Origin of the sequence: Roseovarius sp. D22-M7 (assembly GCF_037083785.1) — a bacterium.
Classification (GTDB): Bacteria; Pseudomonadota; Alphaproteobacteria; order Rhodobacterales; family Rhodobacteraceae; genus Roseovarius.
The window spans coordinates 1-15,735 of the sequence record NZ_JBAPKY010000016.1 but is presented as its reverse complement, the minus strand read 5'-3'; the positions used below and the strand labels follow the sequence as shown (position 1 = coordinate 15,735).

At 67.5% G+C, this 15,735-nt stretch carries 19 protein-coding genes and 1 pseudogene; 14 read left to right on the top strand and 6 right to left on the bottom strand.

Going from position 1 to position 15,735, the window contains the following annotated elements; all coding sequences use genetic code 11:
* Positions 1-38 precede the first annotated feature (38 nt).
* The 5 genes from argS to scpB all read left to right on the top strand — a co-directional run bounded on the left by argS (position 39) and on the right by scpB (position 5,121).
* Complete coding sequence (argS, locus tag V8324_RS09180) at positions 39-1,781, top strand: arginine--tRNA ligase (protein ID WP_336419634.1); 1,743 nt, start codon at positions 39-41, stop codon at positions 1,779-1,781.
* Positions 1,782-1,865: 84 nt separating this feature from the next.
* On the top strand, positions 1,866-2,669 hold the full coding sequence (locus V8324_RS09175; protein ID WP_336419633.1) for an SPOR domain-containing protein: 804 nt from the start codon (positions 1,866-1,868) through the stop codon (positions 2,667-2,669).
* Positions 2,645-3,673, top strand: coding sequence for a beta-N-acetylhexosaminidase (gene nagZ / locus V8324_RS09170; RefSeq protein ID WP_336419632.1), 1,029 nt, complete (start codon positions 2,645-2,647; stop codon positions 3,671-3,673). The genes V8324_RS09175 and nagZ overlap by 25 nt, the downstream gene beginning before the upstream one ends.
* Entirely contained in the window at positions 3,666-4,457 is a 792-nt protein-coding gene (locus V8324_RS09165) for a segregation and condensation protein A (RefSeq protein WP_336419631.1), read from the top strand. Before nagZ ends, V8324_RS09165 begins: the two co-directional genes overlap by 8 nt.
* Before the next feature lie 52 nt (positions 4,458-4,509).
* Positions 4,510-5,121 (top strand): SMC-Scp complex subunit ScpB, encoded by a 612-nt coding sequence (gene scpB, locus V8324_RS09160; RefSeq protein ID WP_442970501.1) that lies wholly within the window; start codon positions 4,510-4,512, stop codon positions 5,119-5,121.
* Between the two features lie 309 nt (positions 5,122-5,430).
* On the opposite strand, the pseudogene V8324_RS09155 reads toward scpB, so the two are convergent.
* Positions 5,431-5,697 (bottom strand): annotated as a pseudogene (locus tag V8324_RS09155) (ferric reductase-like transmembrane domain-containing protein); the annotation flags it as partial.
* Between the two features lie 148 nt (positions 5,698-5,845).
* Positions 5,846-6,358: a twin-arginine translocation pathway signal gene (locus V8324_RS09150; RefSeq protein WP_336419629.1), complete on the bottom strand. Its 513-nt coding sequence runs from the start codon at positions 6,356-6,358 to the stop codon at positions 5,846-5,848.
* 309 nt (positions 6,359-6,667) lie between these two features.
* On the opposite strand from V8324_RS09150, the gene V8324_RS09145 reads away from it, so the two are divergent.
* From V8324_RS09145 to V8324_RS09130, 4 genes are all read left to right on the top strand, one after another.
* Positions 6,668-7,348: a hypothetical protein gene (locus V8324_RS09145; protein ID WP_336419628.1), complete on the top strand. Its 681-nt coding sequence runs from the start codon at positions 6,668-6,670 to the stop codon at positions 7,346-7,348.
* Between the two features lie 107 nt (positions 7,349-7,455).
* Positions 7,456-8,097 carry a DUF1007 family protein gene (locus V8324_RS09140; protein ID WP_336419627.1) on the top strand — a complete coding sequence of 214 codons (642 nt, stop codon included), beginning with the start codon at positions 7,456-7,458 and terminating at the stop codon, positions 8,095-8,097.
* Positions 8,094-8,966 carry a nickel/cobalt transporter gene (locus tag V8324_RS09135; protein WP_336419626.1) on the top strand — a complete coding sequence of 291 codons (873 nt, stop codon included), beginning with the start codon at positions 8,094-8,096 and terminating at the stop codon, positions 8,964-8,966. The genes V8324_RS09140 and V8324_RS09135 overlap by 4 nt, the downstream gene beginning before the upstream one ends.
* A gap of 42 nt (positions 8,967-9,008) precedes the next feature.
* The gene (locus V8324_RS09130; RefSeq protein WP_336419625.1) at positions 9,009-10,385 is read left to right on the top strand and encodes an MATE family efflux transporter; all 1,377 of its coding nucleotides are present in this window, start codon (positions 9,009-9,011) and stop codon (positions 10,383-10,385) included.
* A gap of 120 nt (positions 10,386-10,505) precedes the next feature.
* On the opposite strand, the gene V8324_RS09125 is transcribed toward V8324_RS09130, so the two are convergent.
* The gene (locus V8324_RS09125; RefSeq protein ID WP_336419624.1) at positions 10,506-10,910 is read right to left on the bottom strand and encodes a hypothetical protein; all 405 of its coding nucleotides are present in this window, start codon (positions 10,908-10,910) and stop codon (positions 10,506-10,508) included.
* A gap of 22 nt (positions 10,911-10,932) precedes the next feature.
* Positions 10,933-12,135, bottom strand: coding sequence for a pyridoxal phosphate-dependent aminotransferase (locus V8324_RS09120; RefSeq protein WP_336419623.1), 1,203 nt, complete (start codon positions 12,133-12,135; stop codon positions 10,933-10,935).
* Positions 12,136-12,220: 85 nt separating this feature from the next.
* Here V8324_RS09120 and V8324_RS09115 point away from each other — a divergent pair, with 85 nt between their 5' ends.
* From V8324_RS09115 to V8324_RS09105, 3 genes are all read left to right on the top strand, one after another.
* Positions 12,221-12,622: a helix-turn-helix domain-containing protein gene (locus tag V8324_RS09115; RefSeq protein WP_336419622.1), complete on the top strand. Its 402-nt coding sequence runs from the start codon at positions 12,221-12,223 to the stop codon at positions 12,620-12,622.
* Between the two features lie 34 nt (positions 12,623-12,656).
* A complete protein-coding gene (locus V8324_RS09110) occupies positions 12,657-12,881 on the top strand; it encodes a succinate dehydrogenase assembly factor 2 (protein WP_336419689.1) in 225 nt (74 codons plus the stop codon).
* A gap of 91 nt (positions 12,882-12,972) precedes the next feature.
* On the top strand, positions 12,973-13,473 hold the full coding sequence (locus V8324_RS09105) for a MarR family winged helix-turn-helix transcriptional regulator (protein WP_336419621.1): 501 nt from the start codon (positions 12,973-12,975) through the stop codon (positions 13,471-13,473).
* On the opposite strand, the gene V8324_RS09100 is transcribed toward V8324_RS09105, so the two are convergent.
* The gene (locus V8324_RS09100; protein WP_336419620.1) at positions 13,467-14,177 is read right to left on the bottom strand and encodes a DUF1194 domain-containing protein; all 711 of its coding nucleotides are present in this window, start codon (positions 14,175-14,177) and stop codon (positions 13,467-13,469) included. The two genes, V8324_RS09105 and V8324_RS09100, sit on opposite strands and share 7 nt — an antisense overlap.
* On the bottom strand, positions 14,144-14,572 hold the full coding sequence (locus tag V8324_RS09095; protein ID WP_336419619.1) for a VOC family protein: 429 nt from the start codon (positions 14,570-14,572) through the stop codon (positions 14,144-14,146). Before V8324_RS09095 ends, V8324_RS09100 begins: the two co-directional genes overlap by 34 nt.
* 146 nt (positions 14,573-14,718) lie before the next feature.
* Here V8324_RS09095 and thyX point away from each other — a divergent pair, with 146 nt between their 5' ends.
* Positions 14,719-15,627, top strand: coding sequence for an FAD-dependent thymidylate synthase (thyX, locus tag V8324_RS09090; protein WP_336419618.1), 909 nt, complete (start codon positions 14,719-14,721; stop codon positions 15,625-15,627).
* Positions 15,628-15,649: 22 nt separating this feature from the next.
* A partial coding sequence (locus V8324_RS09085) for a sugar phosphate nucleotidyltransferase (protein ID WP_336419096.1) occupies positions 15,650-15,735 on the top strand: 86 nt, incomplete at its 3' end.

Here is a 15,735-nt window from a genome sequence, read left to right as displayed (position 1 = left end):
GGTAAACCGAGCGGCAACGCAGCACGGAAAGGTGCGACATGAACCTCTTTACCGACATTCACCACGCGGTGCTCGACGCCCTCGCCGAAATGAACTCCGCAGGGCAGCTGCCCGACGGGCTCGACATGGCCGGGATAACAGTCGAGCCGCCGCGCGACCTCTCGCATGGCGACATGGCGACGAATGCGGCGATGGTTCTGGCCAAGCCCGCCGGTGTCAAGCCGCGCGACATCGCCACGCCGCTTGCGGCGCGGCTGGCCGAGGATGCGCGCATCGCCACGGCCGAGGTGGCGGGCCCGGGCTTCATCAACCTGCGGCTCGCCCAGGGGGTCTGGCAGGACGTCGTGCGGGCCGCCTTGCGCACGGGATCCGAATTCGGCCGCTCGGGGATCGGGCAGGGGCGGCGTGTCAATGTCGAATATGTCAGCGCCAACCCCACCGGTCCCCTGCATGTGGGCCACACGCGGGGCGCTGTGTTCGGCGATGCGCTGGCCGCGCTGCTGGATTTCACCGGGCACGACGTGACCCGCGAATACTACATCAACGATGGCGGGGCACAGGTCGACGTGCTCGCGCGGTCGGTCTATCTTCGCTATCTCGAAGCACATGGGCAGGAGGTGGCCTTCGCCGACGGCACCTATCCCGGGGACTACCTGATCGATGTCGGCCGCGCGCTGAAGGAAAAGGTCGGTGATGCTTATGTGGACCAGCCCGAAGAGGTCTGGCTGGAGGATGTGCGCGACTTCTCGACCGACGCGATGATGGTCCGGATCCGCGAGGATCTCAAGGCGCTCGGCGTCGAGATGGATCACTTCTTCTCGGAAAAGTCGCTGTATGGCACGGGCCTGATCGAGGCGGCGATCGAGGATCTGCGCGGCAAGGACCTGATCTATCGCGGCGTGCTGGAGCCGCCCAAGGGCAAGCGCCCCGAGGATTGGGAGCCGCGCGAACAGACGCTGTTCAAGTCCACCGAACACGGCGACGACGTGGATCGCCCGATCATGAAATCCGATGGCGGATGGACCTATTTCGCCCCCGACATCGCCTATCACTACGACAAGATCGCGCGTGGCTACGACCTGCTGATCGACGTGTTCGGGGCCGATCACGGCGGCTATGTCAAACGCATGAAGGCCGCAGTGTCGGCGTTGTCGGACGGGCGTGTGCCTATCGAGATCAAGCTGTGCCAGCTTGTCCGGCTTTTCAAAAACGGCGAGCCCTTCAAGATGTCCAAGCGGGCGGGCACCTTCGTCACCCTGCGCGACGTCGTCGACCTGGTGGGGGCGGATGTCACCCGCTTCGTCATGCTGACGCGCAAGAACGACGCGCCGCTCGACTTCGACTTCGCGCATGTGCTCGAGCAGTCGAAGGACAATCCGGTCTTCTATGTCCAGTACGCCAATGCGCGGGTTAATTCGGTCCTGCGCAAGGCCCGCGAGGCGGGGATCGCCGTCGAGGACGCGGCGCTGGCCGAGGCCGACCTGCGGATCCTGACGCATGAGGCCGAGATCGCAGTGGCGCGCAAGATCGCCGAGTGGCCGCGCCTGGTGGAGACCGCCAGCCGCGCCAACGAGCCGCATCGCGTGGCGTTCTACCTCTACGACCTGGCCAGCGATCTGCACGCGCTTTGGAACCGCGGCCATGACGAGCCGGGCTTGCGCTTCCTGCAGGAGGGTGATCCGGCTACATCACAGGCGAAAATCGCCCTCGTGCGCGCCGTGACCGTTGTTATTTGCGCCGGTCTTGGTATCTTGGGGGTGACCCCGGTCGAAGAGATGTGACACGCAGATCACGCAAGCCGGGGACGAGGCAGATTTCACGCATCCCCGGCGGACCCGTTTCGCCGGAGAACCGAGAGGCGAAACATGGCTGAGATGCAGGAGGCCCGGCCGGGGGCCGTGCATGGGGGTGTGGCCACCCTGACGACATTCACGAATATCACCGGGGCTGTTCTTTCGCTCGCATTGATCGCGGGAATCGGCATCTGGGGCTACAAGCTTGTGATCCGCGACGTGTCGGGGGTGCCGGTGGTGCGCGCGATCGAGGGGCCGATGCGCGAACAGCCCGCCGATCCCGGGGGGCGTTCCGCAGCACATCAGGGATTGACGGTCAACGCGATCGCCGAAAAAGGCGCCGCCGCCAATCCCGCCGACCGGCTGATCCTCGCACCGCCACCGCTCGAGTTGACACTTGCGGATATCCCGCGCAGCGGTGCAGCCGGTGAGGCCGCAAACCAAGTGCAGGACGCGTCAGTGTCCCTCGAGGCGGAGACGCCAGGCGCGGAAGACGGGATCGGACGCTCGTTGCGGCCGCGGTTGCGCCCCGACATTCCTGAGGCGGTCGCCTTCGCGGTGGCATCGGTGCGCAACCGCAACCGCAGCGCGCCCGAGGTCGAGGTCGCCCCCGAGACGATCTCCAAGGGGACCCGGCTTGCACAGCTTGGCGTATTCGATTCGGCCGAGGTCGCGCGCGAGGAGTGGCAGCGCATGGCGTCCCGCTTCGAGGGGTTTCTTGAGGGAAAGCAAAGGGTTGTGCAGCGCACTGAAAGTGGTGGTCGAACGTTCTACAGGCTGCGCGCCATGGGTTTCGCGGATCTTGGCGAGGCGCGGCGATTCTGCTCGGCCCTGGCCGCCGAGAACGCCGAATGCATCCCGGTCCTGACACGGTGACGCGGTTCGGGGCGACAATCCTCGACGCCGAGGGGCTCCGCCTGACGCCCGAGGAAAAGGCGCTTTTCCGCGCGTCGCGCCCCTTCGGCTTCATCCTGTTCGCGCGCAATATCCACAGCCCCGACCAGGTGCGGGCTCTCTGCGCCGAGATGCGCGAGGCGGCGGGGCATGACGCCGTCATCACCATCGATCAGGAAGGCGGGCGCGTGCAGCGTCTGCGCGCGCCGCGCTGGCGGACCTGGTCCGCGCCGCTCGATCAGGTGCGGCAGGCGGGCGCGACGGCGGCGCAGGTGATGTATCTGCGCTATCGCCTGATCGCCGCAGAGCTTCACGCGCTCGGCATCGACAGCAACTGCGCGCCCCTGGTCGATGTGGCCGGGCCGCAAACGCATCCGTTCCTGCGCGATCGCTGCTATGGCGAAGATGCCGCGACGGTCGCCCGGCTTGGGCGCTCGGTGGCGGACGGGTTGCTGGGCGGTGGGGTGCTGCCGGTGGTCAAGCACATTCCCGGTCACGGCCGCGCCGAGGCGGACAGCCATCATGATCTGCCGGTGGTCAGCCGCATGAAGTCCGTCCTACAAGAGACAGATTTCACGACGTTTCGGGCGCTCAATGATCTGCCGATGGGGATGACCGCGCATCTTGTCTATGCCGATATCGACGCGGCGCCCGCCACGCTGTCGCCCACGGTGATGCGGGTGATCCGCGACGAGATCGGGTTCGACGGCCTGATCATGACCGACGACATCTCGATGAAGGCGCTGGACGGCGCGTTGCCGGATCTGACACGCGGCGCGCTCGCTGCGGGCTGCGACGTGGTGCTGCATTGCAACGGCACGCTGGCCGAGCGACAGGCGGTGGCCGAGGCCGCGGGCTGGATGACCGAGGCCGCGCAGCGCCGCGCGGACCGGGCCCTTGCATGGCGCAGACCGCCCGATGACGTTGACATCTCGACCCTTTCGGCGCAATTTTCCGCGCTGACGAAGGGGCAGGGTGATGGCTGAGATCGATTTCGAGGCATCCGAAACGCAAGGTCACGTGGCTGAACGGCTGGCCGCCGAAGCGCTGATCGTCGATGTGGACGGGTTCGAGGGGCCGCTCGACCTGCTTCTCACCCTCAGCCGCACGCAGAAGGTCGACTTGCGCAAGGTCTCTGTTCTGCAACTGGCGCAGCAATATCTTGCCTTCGTGGAGCAGGCCACCGCTTTGCGGCTGGAACTGGCCGCCGATTACCTGGTCATGGCCGCTTGGCTGGCCTTCCTGAAATCGCGGCTGCTTCTGCCCCCCGATCCCGCCGAGGACGGACCCTCTGGCGAGGAGATGGCGGCGCATCTCGCGTTCCAGCTCGAACGGCTTCAGGCGATGCGCGATTGCGCGGCGCGGCTGATGGCGCGCGACCGGCTGGGACGCGATTTCTTCGCGCGCGGCAGCCCCGAGGAGGTGACGCGCCAACGCACGGTGCGTTACACGGCCAGCCTGCTCGATCTCATGCAGGGCTATGCGAGGATCCGCACGCGCGACGAGTTCCGGCCTTTCGTGATGGACCGCGATGCGATCTTCACGATGGAAGAGGCGCTCGAACGGTTGCGCGGGCTGATAGGTTATGCCGGGACCTGGACGGATATCGCGAGCTATCTTCCCGCGGGCTTCGGCACCGATCCCGCGCGGCGCCGGTCGGCGACCGCGTCGACCTTCGCGGCCTCGCTGGAACTGGTCAAGGAGGGCCGCGTCGAGATCCGGCAGGCCGAGACCTTTGCCCCGATAGAGCTGCGTCGCAAGGATGAATGACGTGGCGCAAGACATTGAAAACGAAACGCGACCGTTCCTAGAGATCCCGTCGATGTTCCAGCAGGAGCGCATGATCGAGGCGATGCTGTTTGCCAGTGCCGCGCCGCTGAGCACGCGCGACATGGCCCAACGAATGCCCAAGGGATGCGATCCGGCGGAGGCGGTGGTGCAGTTGCGGACGCGGTACGAGGGGCGCGGGGTCGCCGTCGTGCGGGTGGGCGATGCCTGGGCGATCCGCACCGCGCCCGATCTGGGGCCATTGCTGCAACCCGAGACCGTCGAGACCCGCAAGCTGAGCCGCGCGGCGATCGAGACGCTGGCGATCATCGCCTATCACCAGCCCGTCACCCGCGCCGAGATCGAGGAGATCCGCGGCGTGTCGGTCAGCCGCGGGACCGTCGATCAACTGCTTGAAATGGAATGGATAAGGTTCGGCCGGCGCAAGATGACACCGGGCCGGCCGGTGACCTTCGTGGTCACGCAGGGGTTTCTCGACCACTTCGGGCTGGAGGGCGCGCGCGATCTTCCCGGCCTTCAGGAATTGCGCGCCGCGGGCTTGCTGGAAAACCGTCCGCCGCCGGGGCCGATGACCCAAGGCGACGGGGCTCAGGACGATCACGAGGCCGAGACAGCGCCCGGCCAGAACGAGCTTTTCGAGGACTGAGTTGTACAATATCCGCGGAGTTCGTTCACAAACTGCCGCCTGACCGCGCGCAGCGGGCGCGGCGCAAGATCGGGCGGTCATGATTAGCGACGCCCTGTCGCGCCGTTCAGGCGCCCTGCGGGTCAGCAGCGCCCATGCGCGCAAGTCGATCAGCACCTTCACGGTCGCCGCGAGCGCCAGTGCGCAGAGCGCGGCCTTGGACGCGGTTCCCATCGTGCCCTCGATCAGCATGGCATGGACAACACTGCACAGGACGACCACCGCGACGAGCGCCGAATGCCCGAGGCGCCAGATCCGCGGTGGCAATCGCAGTGGGCGGCGCAGCGCTGCCAGCAACCCGGCCCCGAAAAGCGCCCACATCGCCACCACGCCCCACGCCGAGAACGGTGTGGGCGAAGCGAAGAGCAACGCGTCGATCACGTCTGGCGGGCTGGTCACCCACAGCCCCGCGACATGCGCGACCACCGCCGCGACCAGCGTCGCCCCGACCCAGCGATGCACGCGCCTGCCCCGGCGCATCGGCAGGCCGGGCAGGTATCCGCCGGCCAGCAATGGCTGCAACAGAAGCAGCGCCATGGCGATCACGCCGGCGAGGCCCGAGGCGATGTAGACCGGCTGGCGCCATTGCAGCAGCGGGCTGCTGGCGGCGATGGCGAGGGGCACCGCGATGGCCAGGCCGAGGGCCGCCCAGATCAGGATCGCGCGGACAGGCATGCTGCGGGGATCAGGCCGGTTCGAGAACGAAATCCGCGCTGAGGCTCGTGTCCTCGGGGCTCGACATCAGCGGGCGCAGGAAGACGGTCTGGAATTCGCCACCGCCATAGCCGCTGTCATAGGCGAGGTGGCCGTGTGCCTGACCGAAGGCCGGCACGATCTGCGGCATTTCCAGCCGGAAGGTGCCATCCGCGTCGGTCAGCGTGGCGCCATGGCTGCGCTCTTCGCGTTCGTGCCCCTCGGTGGTGTGGGCCCAGATCTGGATCCGGGCGCCCCTGATCGGCGCGCCGTCGCCGGCCCGGCGCACGGTGCCGGTCATCCAGAACCCGCCGCCGCCGATACGCTCGACGATCGGCGCGCCGGGGATGTAATTGTTCGAGCCGCCGCGCATGGTGGGCGTCGGCGCCAGCCCCTTGGCGCGGGCGGGAACGATCAGGCCGGACGCGCCGGTCATCAGCGCCGCCCCGGCGGTGGCGGCCCCGGCGGCGAGAAAGGCGCGGCGGTCGGGGAGCTTGCGGATCATCGCGGTGTCTCCTTTCTGAACGGGCATGGCGGTAGGGGAACATTATCCCAAATCCACATATTGAGATAGGTTTTGCGAACGCGGGTTCAACAGGATGACGCCGGTATCGCGCGCGCATGGCGGGGGTTGCGGGTGCGTTCCTGTGTCGGGATCCGGCCGCGTTGTCGACGCTGTCTGATCCCGCACGGCGTTTTCGCCAGTATCAACGGCATTCCACCGCGCCATGATGGCTGATAAGATGAAACCACGAAAGGATCATCCGCGCGGGCTGCGTGCCGGCCCGCGACGGGATGAGGCAAAGAGGTCGCGATGTTCGAAGGGATACGCAATCGGTTGAGTGCCACGCTGGCGGCGGTGCTGCTGCTTGCCCCGGTCGCACAGGCTGCGGGGCCCGGCGACAGCGCCGGGGCGCAGCCACCGCCCGCCGGCTTGATGTGGAACCGGACGGGACTGCCCGCAGTGTTTCCGCTTCAGGTCAAAACCTCGCCGGGGCCCGACTACATGCTGACGCTGATCGATGCCGAGACCGGCACCGATGCGCTTGCCGCGTATATCGAGGGGGGCGCGTTCTTCAAGGTGCTGGTACCGCCGGGGACGTTTCGGTTGCAATTCGCCACCGGCGCTGTCTGGCACGGTGAAGAGGATCTGTTCGGCCCCGGCGAGAATACGCGGGTGTTCGAGTTGCGCGCGCCGCTGACCTTCGAGACGCGAGGCGTGGGCGTCAAGGCCGGCCATGTCGTCGACCTGACCTCGCGCGCGCCCGGTCGACTGGCCGGGGTCACCGTGAGGGATCAACTGATCTGCCAGTCCTTCCGGCCGCAGTTTCCATCATCTGACGAGACCTTTCCCAGACCGCCCGCGCTGCGCTATTCCGAGCGGTCCGAACGTCTGCGGGACGCGCAGATCCCCAAGCGCGACAGGCGGCTTGGTTTCGTTCCGCGATACGACATGCCGGCGCGCCGCGATGTCCGGTCGCGCTATTGCGGCTGACCGAGGGCCGTGGCGCGGCGGGCAGGCGTGCCGGTTTCCGCGCATGTTCGGTGTCGGGGCGAGCTGCGCGCTTGTCCATGGCGCGGCGGCTGCGTAGAGATGGGCGCATGATCCGACGCATCTGCCTGACCCTCGCGCCCTGCCTGTTACTGCCCTTCGGCGGGGCGGGCGCGCATCCGCATGTCTTCGTCGACGTGGGCCTTCGGTTCGAGGCCGACGGCCGCGGCAATCTGACCGGGGTCGAGGTGACCTGGCGCTATGACGATTTCTTCTCGCTGCTGATTCTCAGCGACATGGGGCTGGACACGGATGGCGACGGCGTGCTGACCGAGGCCGAGCGCGCGCGGTTGAAAGGGTTCGACCTGGAGGAGTGGCCCGAGGGGTTCGAGGGCGATCTCTACATCCACCGCGGCGGCGAGAAGATCACGCTCGACCATCCGGTACCCACCGGCGTCAAGCTGGAGGACGGCCGAATCGTCGCCACGCATCGGCGCGGTTTCGGCCCGGTGCCCGCCGACGGTCTGCGGGTCGAGCCTTATGATCCGACCTATTACGTCGAGTACACGCTGGCCGGACCGGTGGAGCTGCCCGGGGCCTGCGATCACGCGATCCGCGAACCCGATCTCGACGCGTCGCAGCGCGCCTTCCGCGAGATGATCGCCGAATTGAGCGCCGAAGAGGCCTATGACGGGGTCGAGGTCGGCAATCTCTTTTCCGACGTGATGGTGATCTCGTGCAGCGCCTCGTGACACGGCCGGCCCTGAGCCTGGCCGCGCTGGCGCTTCTGGGGGTCGTCGTCTGGCTGTGGGGCTTCGGTGGCGCGGGCGCCGTGGGCGCGTGGGCCAAGGCCGGACAGGCCGAGACGCAACAGGCCATGGCGCGGCTGCTTCGCAGCCTTCGGGCGGGCGATCCCGGCGCGCTGAGCGGCCTGCTGGCGCTGTGTTTCGCCTACGGCTTCTTCCATGCGGCGGGGCCGGGGCACGGCAAGATCCTGATCGGCGGCTACGGCATGGCCGCACGGGTGAGCGCGCGGCGCCTCTCGGCGCTGGCGCTGGCCTCGAGCCTTGCGCAGGCGGCCTCGGCGGTGGCGCTGGTCTATGCCGGGGTGCTGTTGCTCGATCTGACGCGGCAGCACATGACCGGGCTCGCGGAGGACATCATGGCGCCCGCCAGCTACGCCGCGATCGCCGCCGTCGGCGGCTGGCTGGCCCTTCGCGGGCTGCGGCGGCTGCGGCGGGGTCCGGCGACGCCCTGTGCGACCTGCGGACATGCCCACGCGCCCACGCCGGCCGAGGCCGCGTCGGTCACCGGCTGGCGTGATGCCGCGATGCTGATCGGCGCCGTGGCGATCCGGCCCTGCACCGGCGCGCTGTTCCTGCTGATCCTGACCTGGCGGCTGGGGCTGGAAATGGCGGGCATCCTGGGCACCTTCGCCATGGGGCTGGGTACCGCGAGCGTGACGCTGGTCGTGGCGCTGGCCTCGGTCACGCTGCGCGAAGGGGCGCTGGCGCGGCTCGCGTCGGGCGGGACCGTGGCGCGGGCGCTGCCGCTGCTGGAACTGGCCGCCGGGGTGATCATCGCGGCGCTGGCGCTGCAACTGCTGCGCGGGGCGCTCTGAGGGGGCTTGCGCGGGGCTGCGGGCGCGGCTAACGCCCAAGGCATGCAACCGCGCGTCACATATCGCCAGCACGCCCGTGCCGTGCTGGGGCTGGGCCTGCCGCTGATCGGCAGCCACGTCGCGCAATTCGCCATCAACCTCACCGATGCGCTGATGCTGGGCTGGTATTCGGTCGAGGCGCTGGCGGCCGAGGTCCTGGGCGGCACGCTGTTCTTCGTGCTCTTCATCATGGGATCGGGGCTGGCCTGGGCGGTGATGCCGCTGGTGGCGTCCGCCGAGGCCTCGGGCGAGCGTACCCATGTGCGGCGCGTGACGCGCATGGGGCTTTGGGCCTCGGCGATCTTCGGGCTGGTATCGCTGCCGCTGATGCTGGGATCCGAGACGCTGTTCGGGCTGCTGGGGCAGGCGCCCGGCACCTCGGCGCTGGCGGCCGATTACCTGATGATCGCCGGCTGGGGGATCCTGCCGGCACTGGCGGTGATGGTGCTCAAATCCTACCTCGCAGCACTCGAGCGCACGGCGGTGGTGCTGTGGGTCACCGTCGCGGCGGTCGGGCTGAATGTCGGCATCAATTACCTGCTGATCTTTGGCCATTTCGGCTTTCCCGAACTGGGCATCGAAGGGGCGGCGATCGCGTCGCTTTTCGTGCATCTCGGCTCGCTGGCCGCGCTGGTGCTTTACGTGCGGCATGTCACCCCCGAGCATGCGCTGTTCACCCGCCTCTGGCGTCCCGACTGGGCGGCGCTGGCGCAGGTCTTTCGCCTCGGCTGGCCCATCGGGATCACGAACCTGGCCGAGGTGGGACTGTTCGCCGCGGCCTCGGTGATGATGGGCTGGCTGGGGACGCTGCCGCTCGCCGCGCACGGGATCGCGCTGCAGGTCACCTCGGTGGTCTTCATGGTGCATGTGGGTCTGTCGAACGCGGCCACGGTGCGCGCCGGACAGGCGCATGGCCGCGGCGACGGGCAGAGCCTGCGCGACGGCGCGCGCGTGGTGCTCGGTCTGTCGGGTGCGGTGGCGCTGTCGACGATGGCGTTGTTCCTGTTGGTGCCCGACCCGTTGATCGCCCTCTTCCTCGATCCCGGCGACCCGGCCCGTTCGGATGTCATCGCCATCGGACGGGTGCTGCTGGCGGCGGCGGCGCTTTTTCAGCTTGTCGACGCGGCGCAGGTCATGGCCCTGGGCCTGCTGCGCGGCGTGCAGGACACCCGTGTGCCGATGGTGATCGCCGCGCTCAGCTACTGGGCCGTCGGCGTGCCGCTGAGCTACGCCCTCGGCTTCGGGCTGGGCTATGGCGGGGCCGGCGTCTGGTTGGGCATGGCCGCGGGGCTGGCGCTGGCCGGCGTGTTCATGCTGGTGCGCTTCTGGGGCTGGTCGGTGCGCGGTGTGCAGGTCGCCGCCGCGCCGGGACCGGGATGAGCGCCGGTCATGTGGCCGCGCGACGGCCCTGGGCGCCCCCGCGTTTCACCTTGCCCCAAATACTCCCGCCGGAGGCATGCGAGATCTCGATCGGGGACGACACGGAGTCCCGGGCGCCGATCACTTGTCCCTGAGCACCCGGTCCGCCTTCTTGCGCACCAGCACCGTGCGCAGGTCGTGCATCGCCAGCAGCAGCGCATCGGTCACCCGGTCCAGCTGTGCGTCGGTGGCGCGCGATTGCGCCCATTGCGCCGTCAGGTTGAGGTGATCCACGGTGCGCAGGATGTCGTCGATGTCGCGGTGATCGAGTACGTCCTGACGCGCCTCCATCCAGTCGGCGATCGCCACCATGTCGGCGTCGCTGAGCGCGCGATCCCCATGCGGCTTGATCTCGCGCTTGCGGATGTTCACAACCGCGATCTGCTCCATGTCGATCCGGCGCTGACGGTTCCCGGTATCCACGCGGAATACCACGGCGCCGTTCTCGCGCACCCTGAAATAATACTCCGGCAGATCGTCCGCCATGTCGCGCCCTTTTTCGCTTGCCTCATTGAAGCCCGGCGCAGAAGGCGCCGATCCGGTCGCAGGCCTCGCTCAGGGCGGCGTCGGAGGTCGCGTAGCTGACCCGGAAATGCGGCGACAGGCCGAAGGCCGCGCCGAACACCACCGCGACGCCGGCCTCCTCCAGCAGGGCGGTCGCGAAGTTCTCGTCGGTGCCGATCACCGCGCCGCCTGCGGTTCTCTTGCCGATCAGCCCCGCGATCGACGGGTAGACGTAGAACGCCCCCTCGGGCACCGGGCAGGTCACGCCCTCGATCGCGTCGAGCATCCCGACCACCAGGTCGCGGCGGCGCTTGAAGACGGCATTGTTGGCGGCGATGAAATCATGGCTGCCGTTCAGCGCCTCGACTGCCGCCCACTGGCTGATGGTGCAGGGGTTCGAGGTGCTTTGCGACTGTATCTTGCGCATCGCGCCGATCAGCACCTCGGGGCCGGCCGCGAAACCGATCCGCCAGCCGGTCATGCAATAGGCCTTGCTGACGCCGTTGCAGGTCAGCGTCCGGTCGTAAAGCCCCGGCTCGACCTGGGCGGGGGTGCAGAATTGGAACCCGTCATAGGCGAGGTGTTCGTACATGTCGTCGGTCATCACCCAGACATGGGGATGCCGCATCACCACGTCGGTCAGCGCCTTGAGCTCGTCCCGGCTGTAGCCCGCGCCGGTGGGGTTGCTGGGCGAGTTGAAGATGAACCAGCGGGTTTTCGGCGTGATCGCCGCCTCGAGCGCGGCGGGCGTCAGCTTGAACCCGGTCTCGATGCCCGCGGATGCGATCACGGCTTCGCCGCCGGCCAGCCGGACCATGTCGGGATAGCTGACCCAGTAGGGCGCGGGGATCACCACCTCGTCGCCGGGGTTCAACGTGGCCATCAGCGCATTGTAAAGGATCTGCTTGCCGCCCGAGGCGACGCTGACCTGCGCGCGGCTGTAGTCCAGCCCGTTGTCGCGGCGGAACTTGGCGCAGACCGCGTCTTTGAGTTCGGGGATGCCGTCGACGGCGGTGTATTTCGTGCGGCCCGCCTCGATCGCGCGGATGCCCGCCGCCTTGATGTGGTCGGGCGTGTCGAAATCCGGCTCTCCGGCACCGAGGGCGATCACGTCGCGCCCCTCTGCCGCCAGTTCCTGCGCCTTGGTGGTCACGGCGATGGTGGGCGAGGGGCTGACCCGAGATAATGTCGCGGACAGGATCGACATCGCCGCCTCCGGTTTGAGTTCACATGCTCGATGCCATAGGGTACGGTCCAGAGCGGATCAAGGATGATCAGCGGAAAGGGAAGAGATGACGACTGAAAGCAAGGAAAGCTGGTTCGACCCGGATGTGACCACCTTCGGCGACCGTGTCGCCGGGGCGCGCCAGCACGCGGACATGACACAGGCCGAACTGGCCAAGCGGCTTGGCGTCAAGATCAAGACGCTGCGCGCCTGGGAGGACGACCAGTCCGAGCCGCGCGCCAACAAGCTGTCGATGATGGCGGGGCTGCTGAACGTCTCGTTGCTGTGGCTTCTGTCGGGCGAGGGCGAGGGCCCGGACAGTCCCACGCTGGGGGATCTGTCCCCGGATATCAGCGAAATGCTGACCGAGATCCGCGACATCCGCGCGCAGATGGCGCTGTCGACCGACCGCCTGGGTCGGCTGGAGAAGAACCTGCGCGCCAAGCTGAGGGAGGAAGCCGTTGAGTGAGGAACCCCGCGACACGCGGATCAAGCGCCTTGCGATGCGCTCGGTGCGGCGCGGCATCAAGGAGATGGACGTCATCCTCGGCCGCTACGCCACGGCGCGGCTGGCCGAGATGGACGACACCGCCCTCGACGACTACGACGCGCTGCTGGTGGAGAACGATCAGGACCTCTACCAGTGGGTAACCGGGCAGGTGACCCCGCCCGCCCGGCATGCCGGGCTTGTCGACGATATCACCCGCGTCGCCTGCGTATCTAAATAGATCGGATTTTATACGCTATCGTCGGGGTTTAACAGATTATTGGGCTTTATGTTCCATGGTCCGTTGCGAACAGTACCGCACGGAGATGACCATGAGTTTTCACAAGTCCACAGCTTCGCCGGACGCGCAGACCGCGTTCATAACCGGTTATCTCGAGGCGCTTTCGCTTGTCGAACGTCTGCACCGTCTTCTGCTCGACGTCGTCAAGGACGAATTCGAGCGGCTCGGCATCCTTGATATCAACGCGGTGCAGGCGCTGTTGCTGTTCAATATCGGCGATCACGAGGTAACCGCGGGCGAGTTGAAGACGCGCGGCTACTACCAGGGCAGCAATGTCAGCTACAACCTCAAGAAGCTTGTCGAGACCGGGTACATGAACCACCAGCGCTGCGAAGTGGACCGACGTGCCGTGCGGGTGCGGCTGACCGAGAAGGGCCGCGGCATCCGCGATGTCGTGGGCGCGCTTTTCGCCCGGCATGCCGAGGGGCTGGAGTCGCATGGCGTGCTCGGCCCCGACGGCATCGACCAGATCACCAGCTCGCTGCGCCGGGTAGAGCGCTACTGGACCGAACAGATCCGCTACATCTATTGATCCGGGCGCGCGCCCACCACTAGGTCGCTGATCTCGCGAAAGAGCTTGCGCCCCATGGCGCGCTCGAAATCCGCGTAGCCGCGTGCCAGTTCCAGAAAGGCGCCCGGGCCGCGCAGCACCTCGTCGCTGTAATGCGCCACCACGGTCGGGCCGTGGCCCAGCACCACCAGCCCGTTGACGGTGATTCCGTCGAACGGAAAGTGCCGGTAGGCAAGCCGCGGGCCGAATCCCTGGTTGTTGGCGCCGTCGCCCGAGACGTCGATCACCCGGCGCGCGCAATCGGCTGGCGCCCGCGTCATCAGTTGCGCGCCATAGCCCAGGGCCGAGCCGAGCGCAGTGGGAAATTCCGCGGTGACCCGCCGCATGCCGGCGATCGTGGCGACGGCACGGGTGATGTCGTCGGGGCTGCGCAACGGGGTCCAGTCGAGGTGCAGTTGCTGCTGGAATCGCCCGCTCCATTCATAGACGGATAGAACCACGTCGCCGCGTCCGGACATCAGGATCGCGCGCCGGATGTCGGGCGCGTCGAGGGCCGCGGCCAGCCCCTCGCGCTGAAGGTTGTAGTCCAGCGCATCGACGGAGGACGACGCATCGACCGCCAGCGCCAGCGCTAGCCTGCAGGCCGCCTCGGCCGGGGCGGCGCCCAGCCCCGACAGGAGGGCGGCGAGCCTTACCAAGAGCCGGTGTTTTCCATGCTCGCCCATGGCTCGACCGGGGTCAGGGCGTCGCCCTCTTGCAACAGCTCGATCGAGATGTTGTCGGGGCTGCGCACGAAGGCCATGCGCCCGTCGCGCGGGGGCCGGTTGATGGTCACGCCGTTGTCCATCAGATGTTGGCACATGTCGTGGATGTTCTCGACCGAATAGGCCAGATGCCCGAAATGCCGGCTGTCCGAGGGCAGCCCCTCGTCGCCGTCCCAGTTCCAGGTCAGTTCGACGGGGCAGTCCTCCTGACCCTCGGGGGCCATGAAGACGAGGGTGAAGCGCCCGCCCTCGACATCCATGCGGCGCGTCTCCTTGAGGCCGAGAAGGCCGAAGAATCGCATCGTCTCGTCCAGATCCTTGACCCGGACCATGGTGTGCAGATACCGGATTTTCATGTGCTCTCCTTTGTGACCTTTCATGATCAAGATAACCCTGTGCGGCATCATGTCGAGACCGAAGGACGCGCGTGCCGCGGCATGGTGCCCACCGGGACCGCGGGCTATTGTACCATTACGACTCAGTGCATTTGAAAGGCTCCGCCATGCCCCTCAGCCCCGATCAACAGGCCGAAATCGACGCGCAGCGCGCCACGCCGCGCGAGACCCTGCGCGCCACGGCCGACGGGATGGAGCCGCATCTCTACACCGCCCACCCGGTGCTCGACCACGGCTTCGTGCGGGTGATCGACTACATGGGCGACGACGCGGCGATCTGCCAGGCCGCGCGGGTGTCCTACGGGCGCGGCACGAAATCCGTCAGCAACGACGAAGGGCTGATCCGCTACCTGATGCGCCACTGGCATTCGACACCGTTCGAGATGTGCGAGATCAAGCTGCACGTGAAGCTGCCGGTCTTCGTCGCACGCCAATGGATCCGGCACCGCACCGCCAACGTCAACGAGTATTCCGCGCGCTACTCGATCCTCGACCGCGAGTTCTACATTCCCGCGCGCGACGCGCTGGCGGCGCAATCGAGCACCAACAACCAGGGCCGTGGCGCCGCACTGGAGGGCGAGGAGGCCGATCGCGTGCTGCGGCTGCTGACCGACGACGCGATGCGCTGCTACGACCATTACGAGGAGATGATCTCGGATGACGGCCAGCAGGGTCTTGCGCGCGAACTGGCGCGGATGAACCTGCCCGCCAACATCTACACGCAATGGTACTGGAAGACCGACCTGCACAACCTGCTGCATTTCCTGCGTCTGCGCGCCGATCCCCACGCGCAATACGAGATCCGGGTCTATGCCGAGGCGATCTGCCGAATCGTCGCCGACTGGGTGCCCGCCGCCTACCGCGCCTTCGCCGATTACCGCATGGGCGGCGCCACGCTGTCGGCCACCGCCATTGATTGCGTGCGGCGGATGCTGGCCGGCGAGGAGGTCACGCAGGAGATATCCGGCATGTCGAAGGGCGAATGGCGCGAGTTCCAGACAGCACTCGGGCGCTGAGGCGGGGCGGGAAGGGGCAGGCATGGCGCAGGAGATTCACCCGCTTTTGCTATGCGGCGGGTCCGGGACGCGGCTTTGGCCGTTGTCGCGCAAGAGCTATCCCAAGCA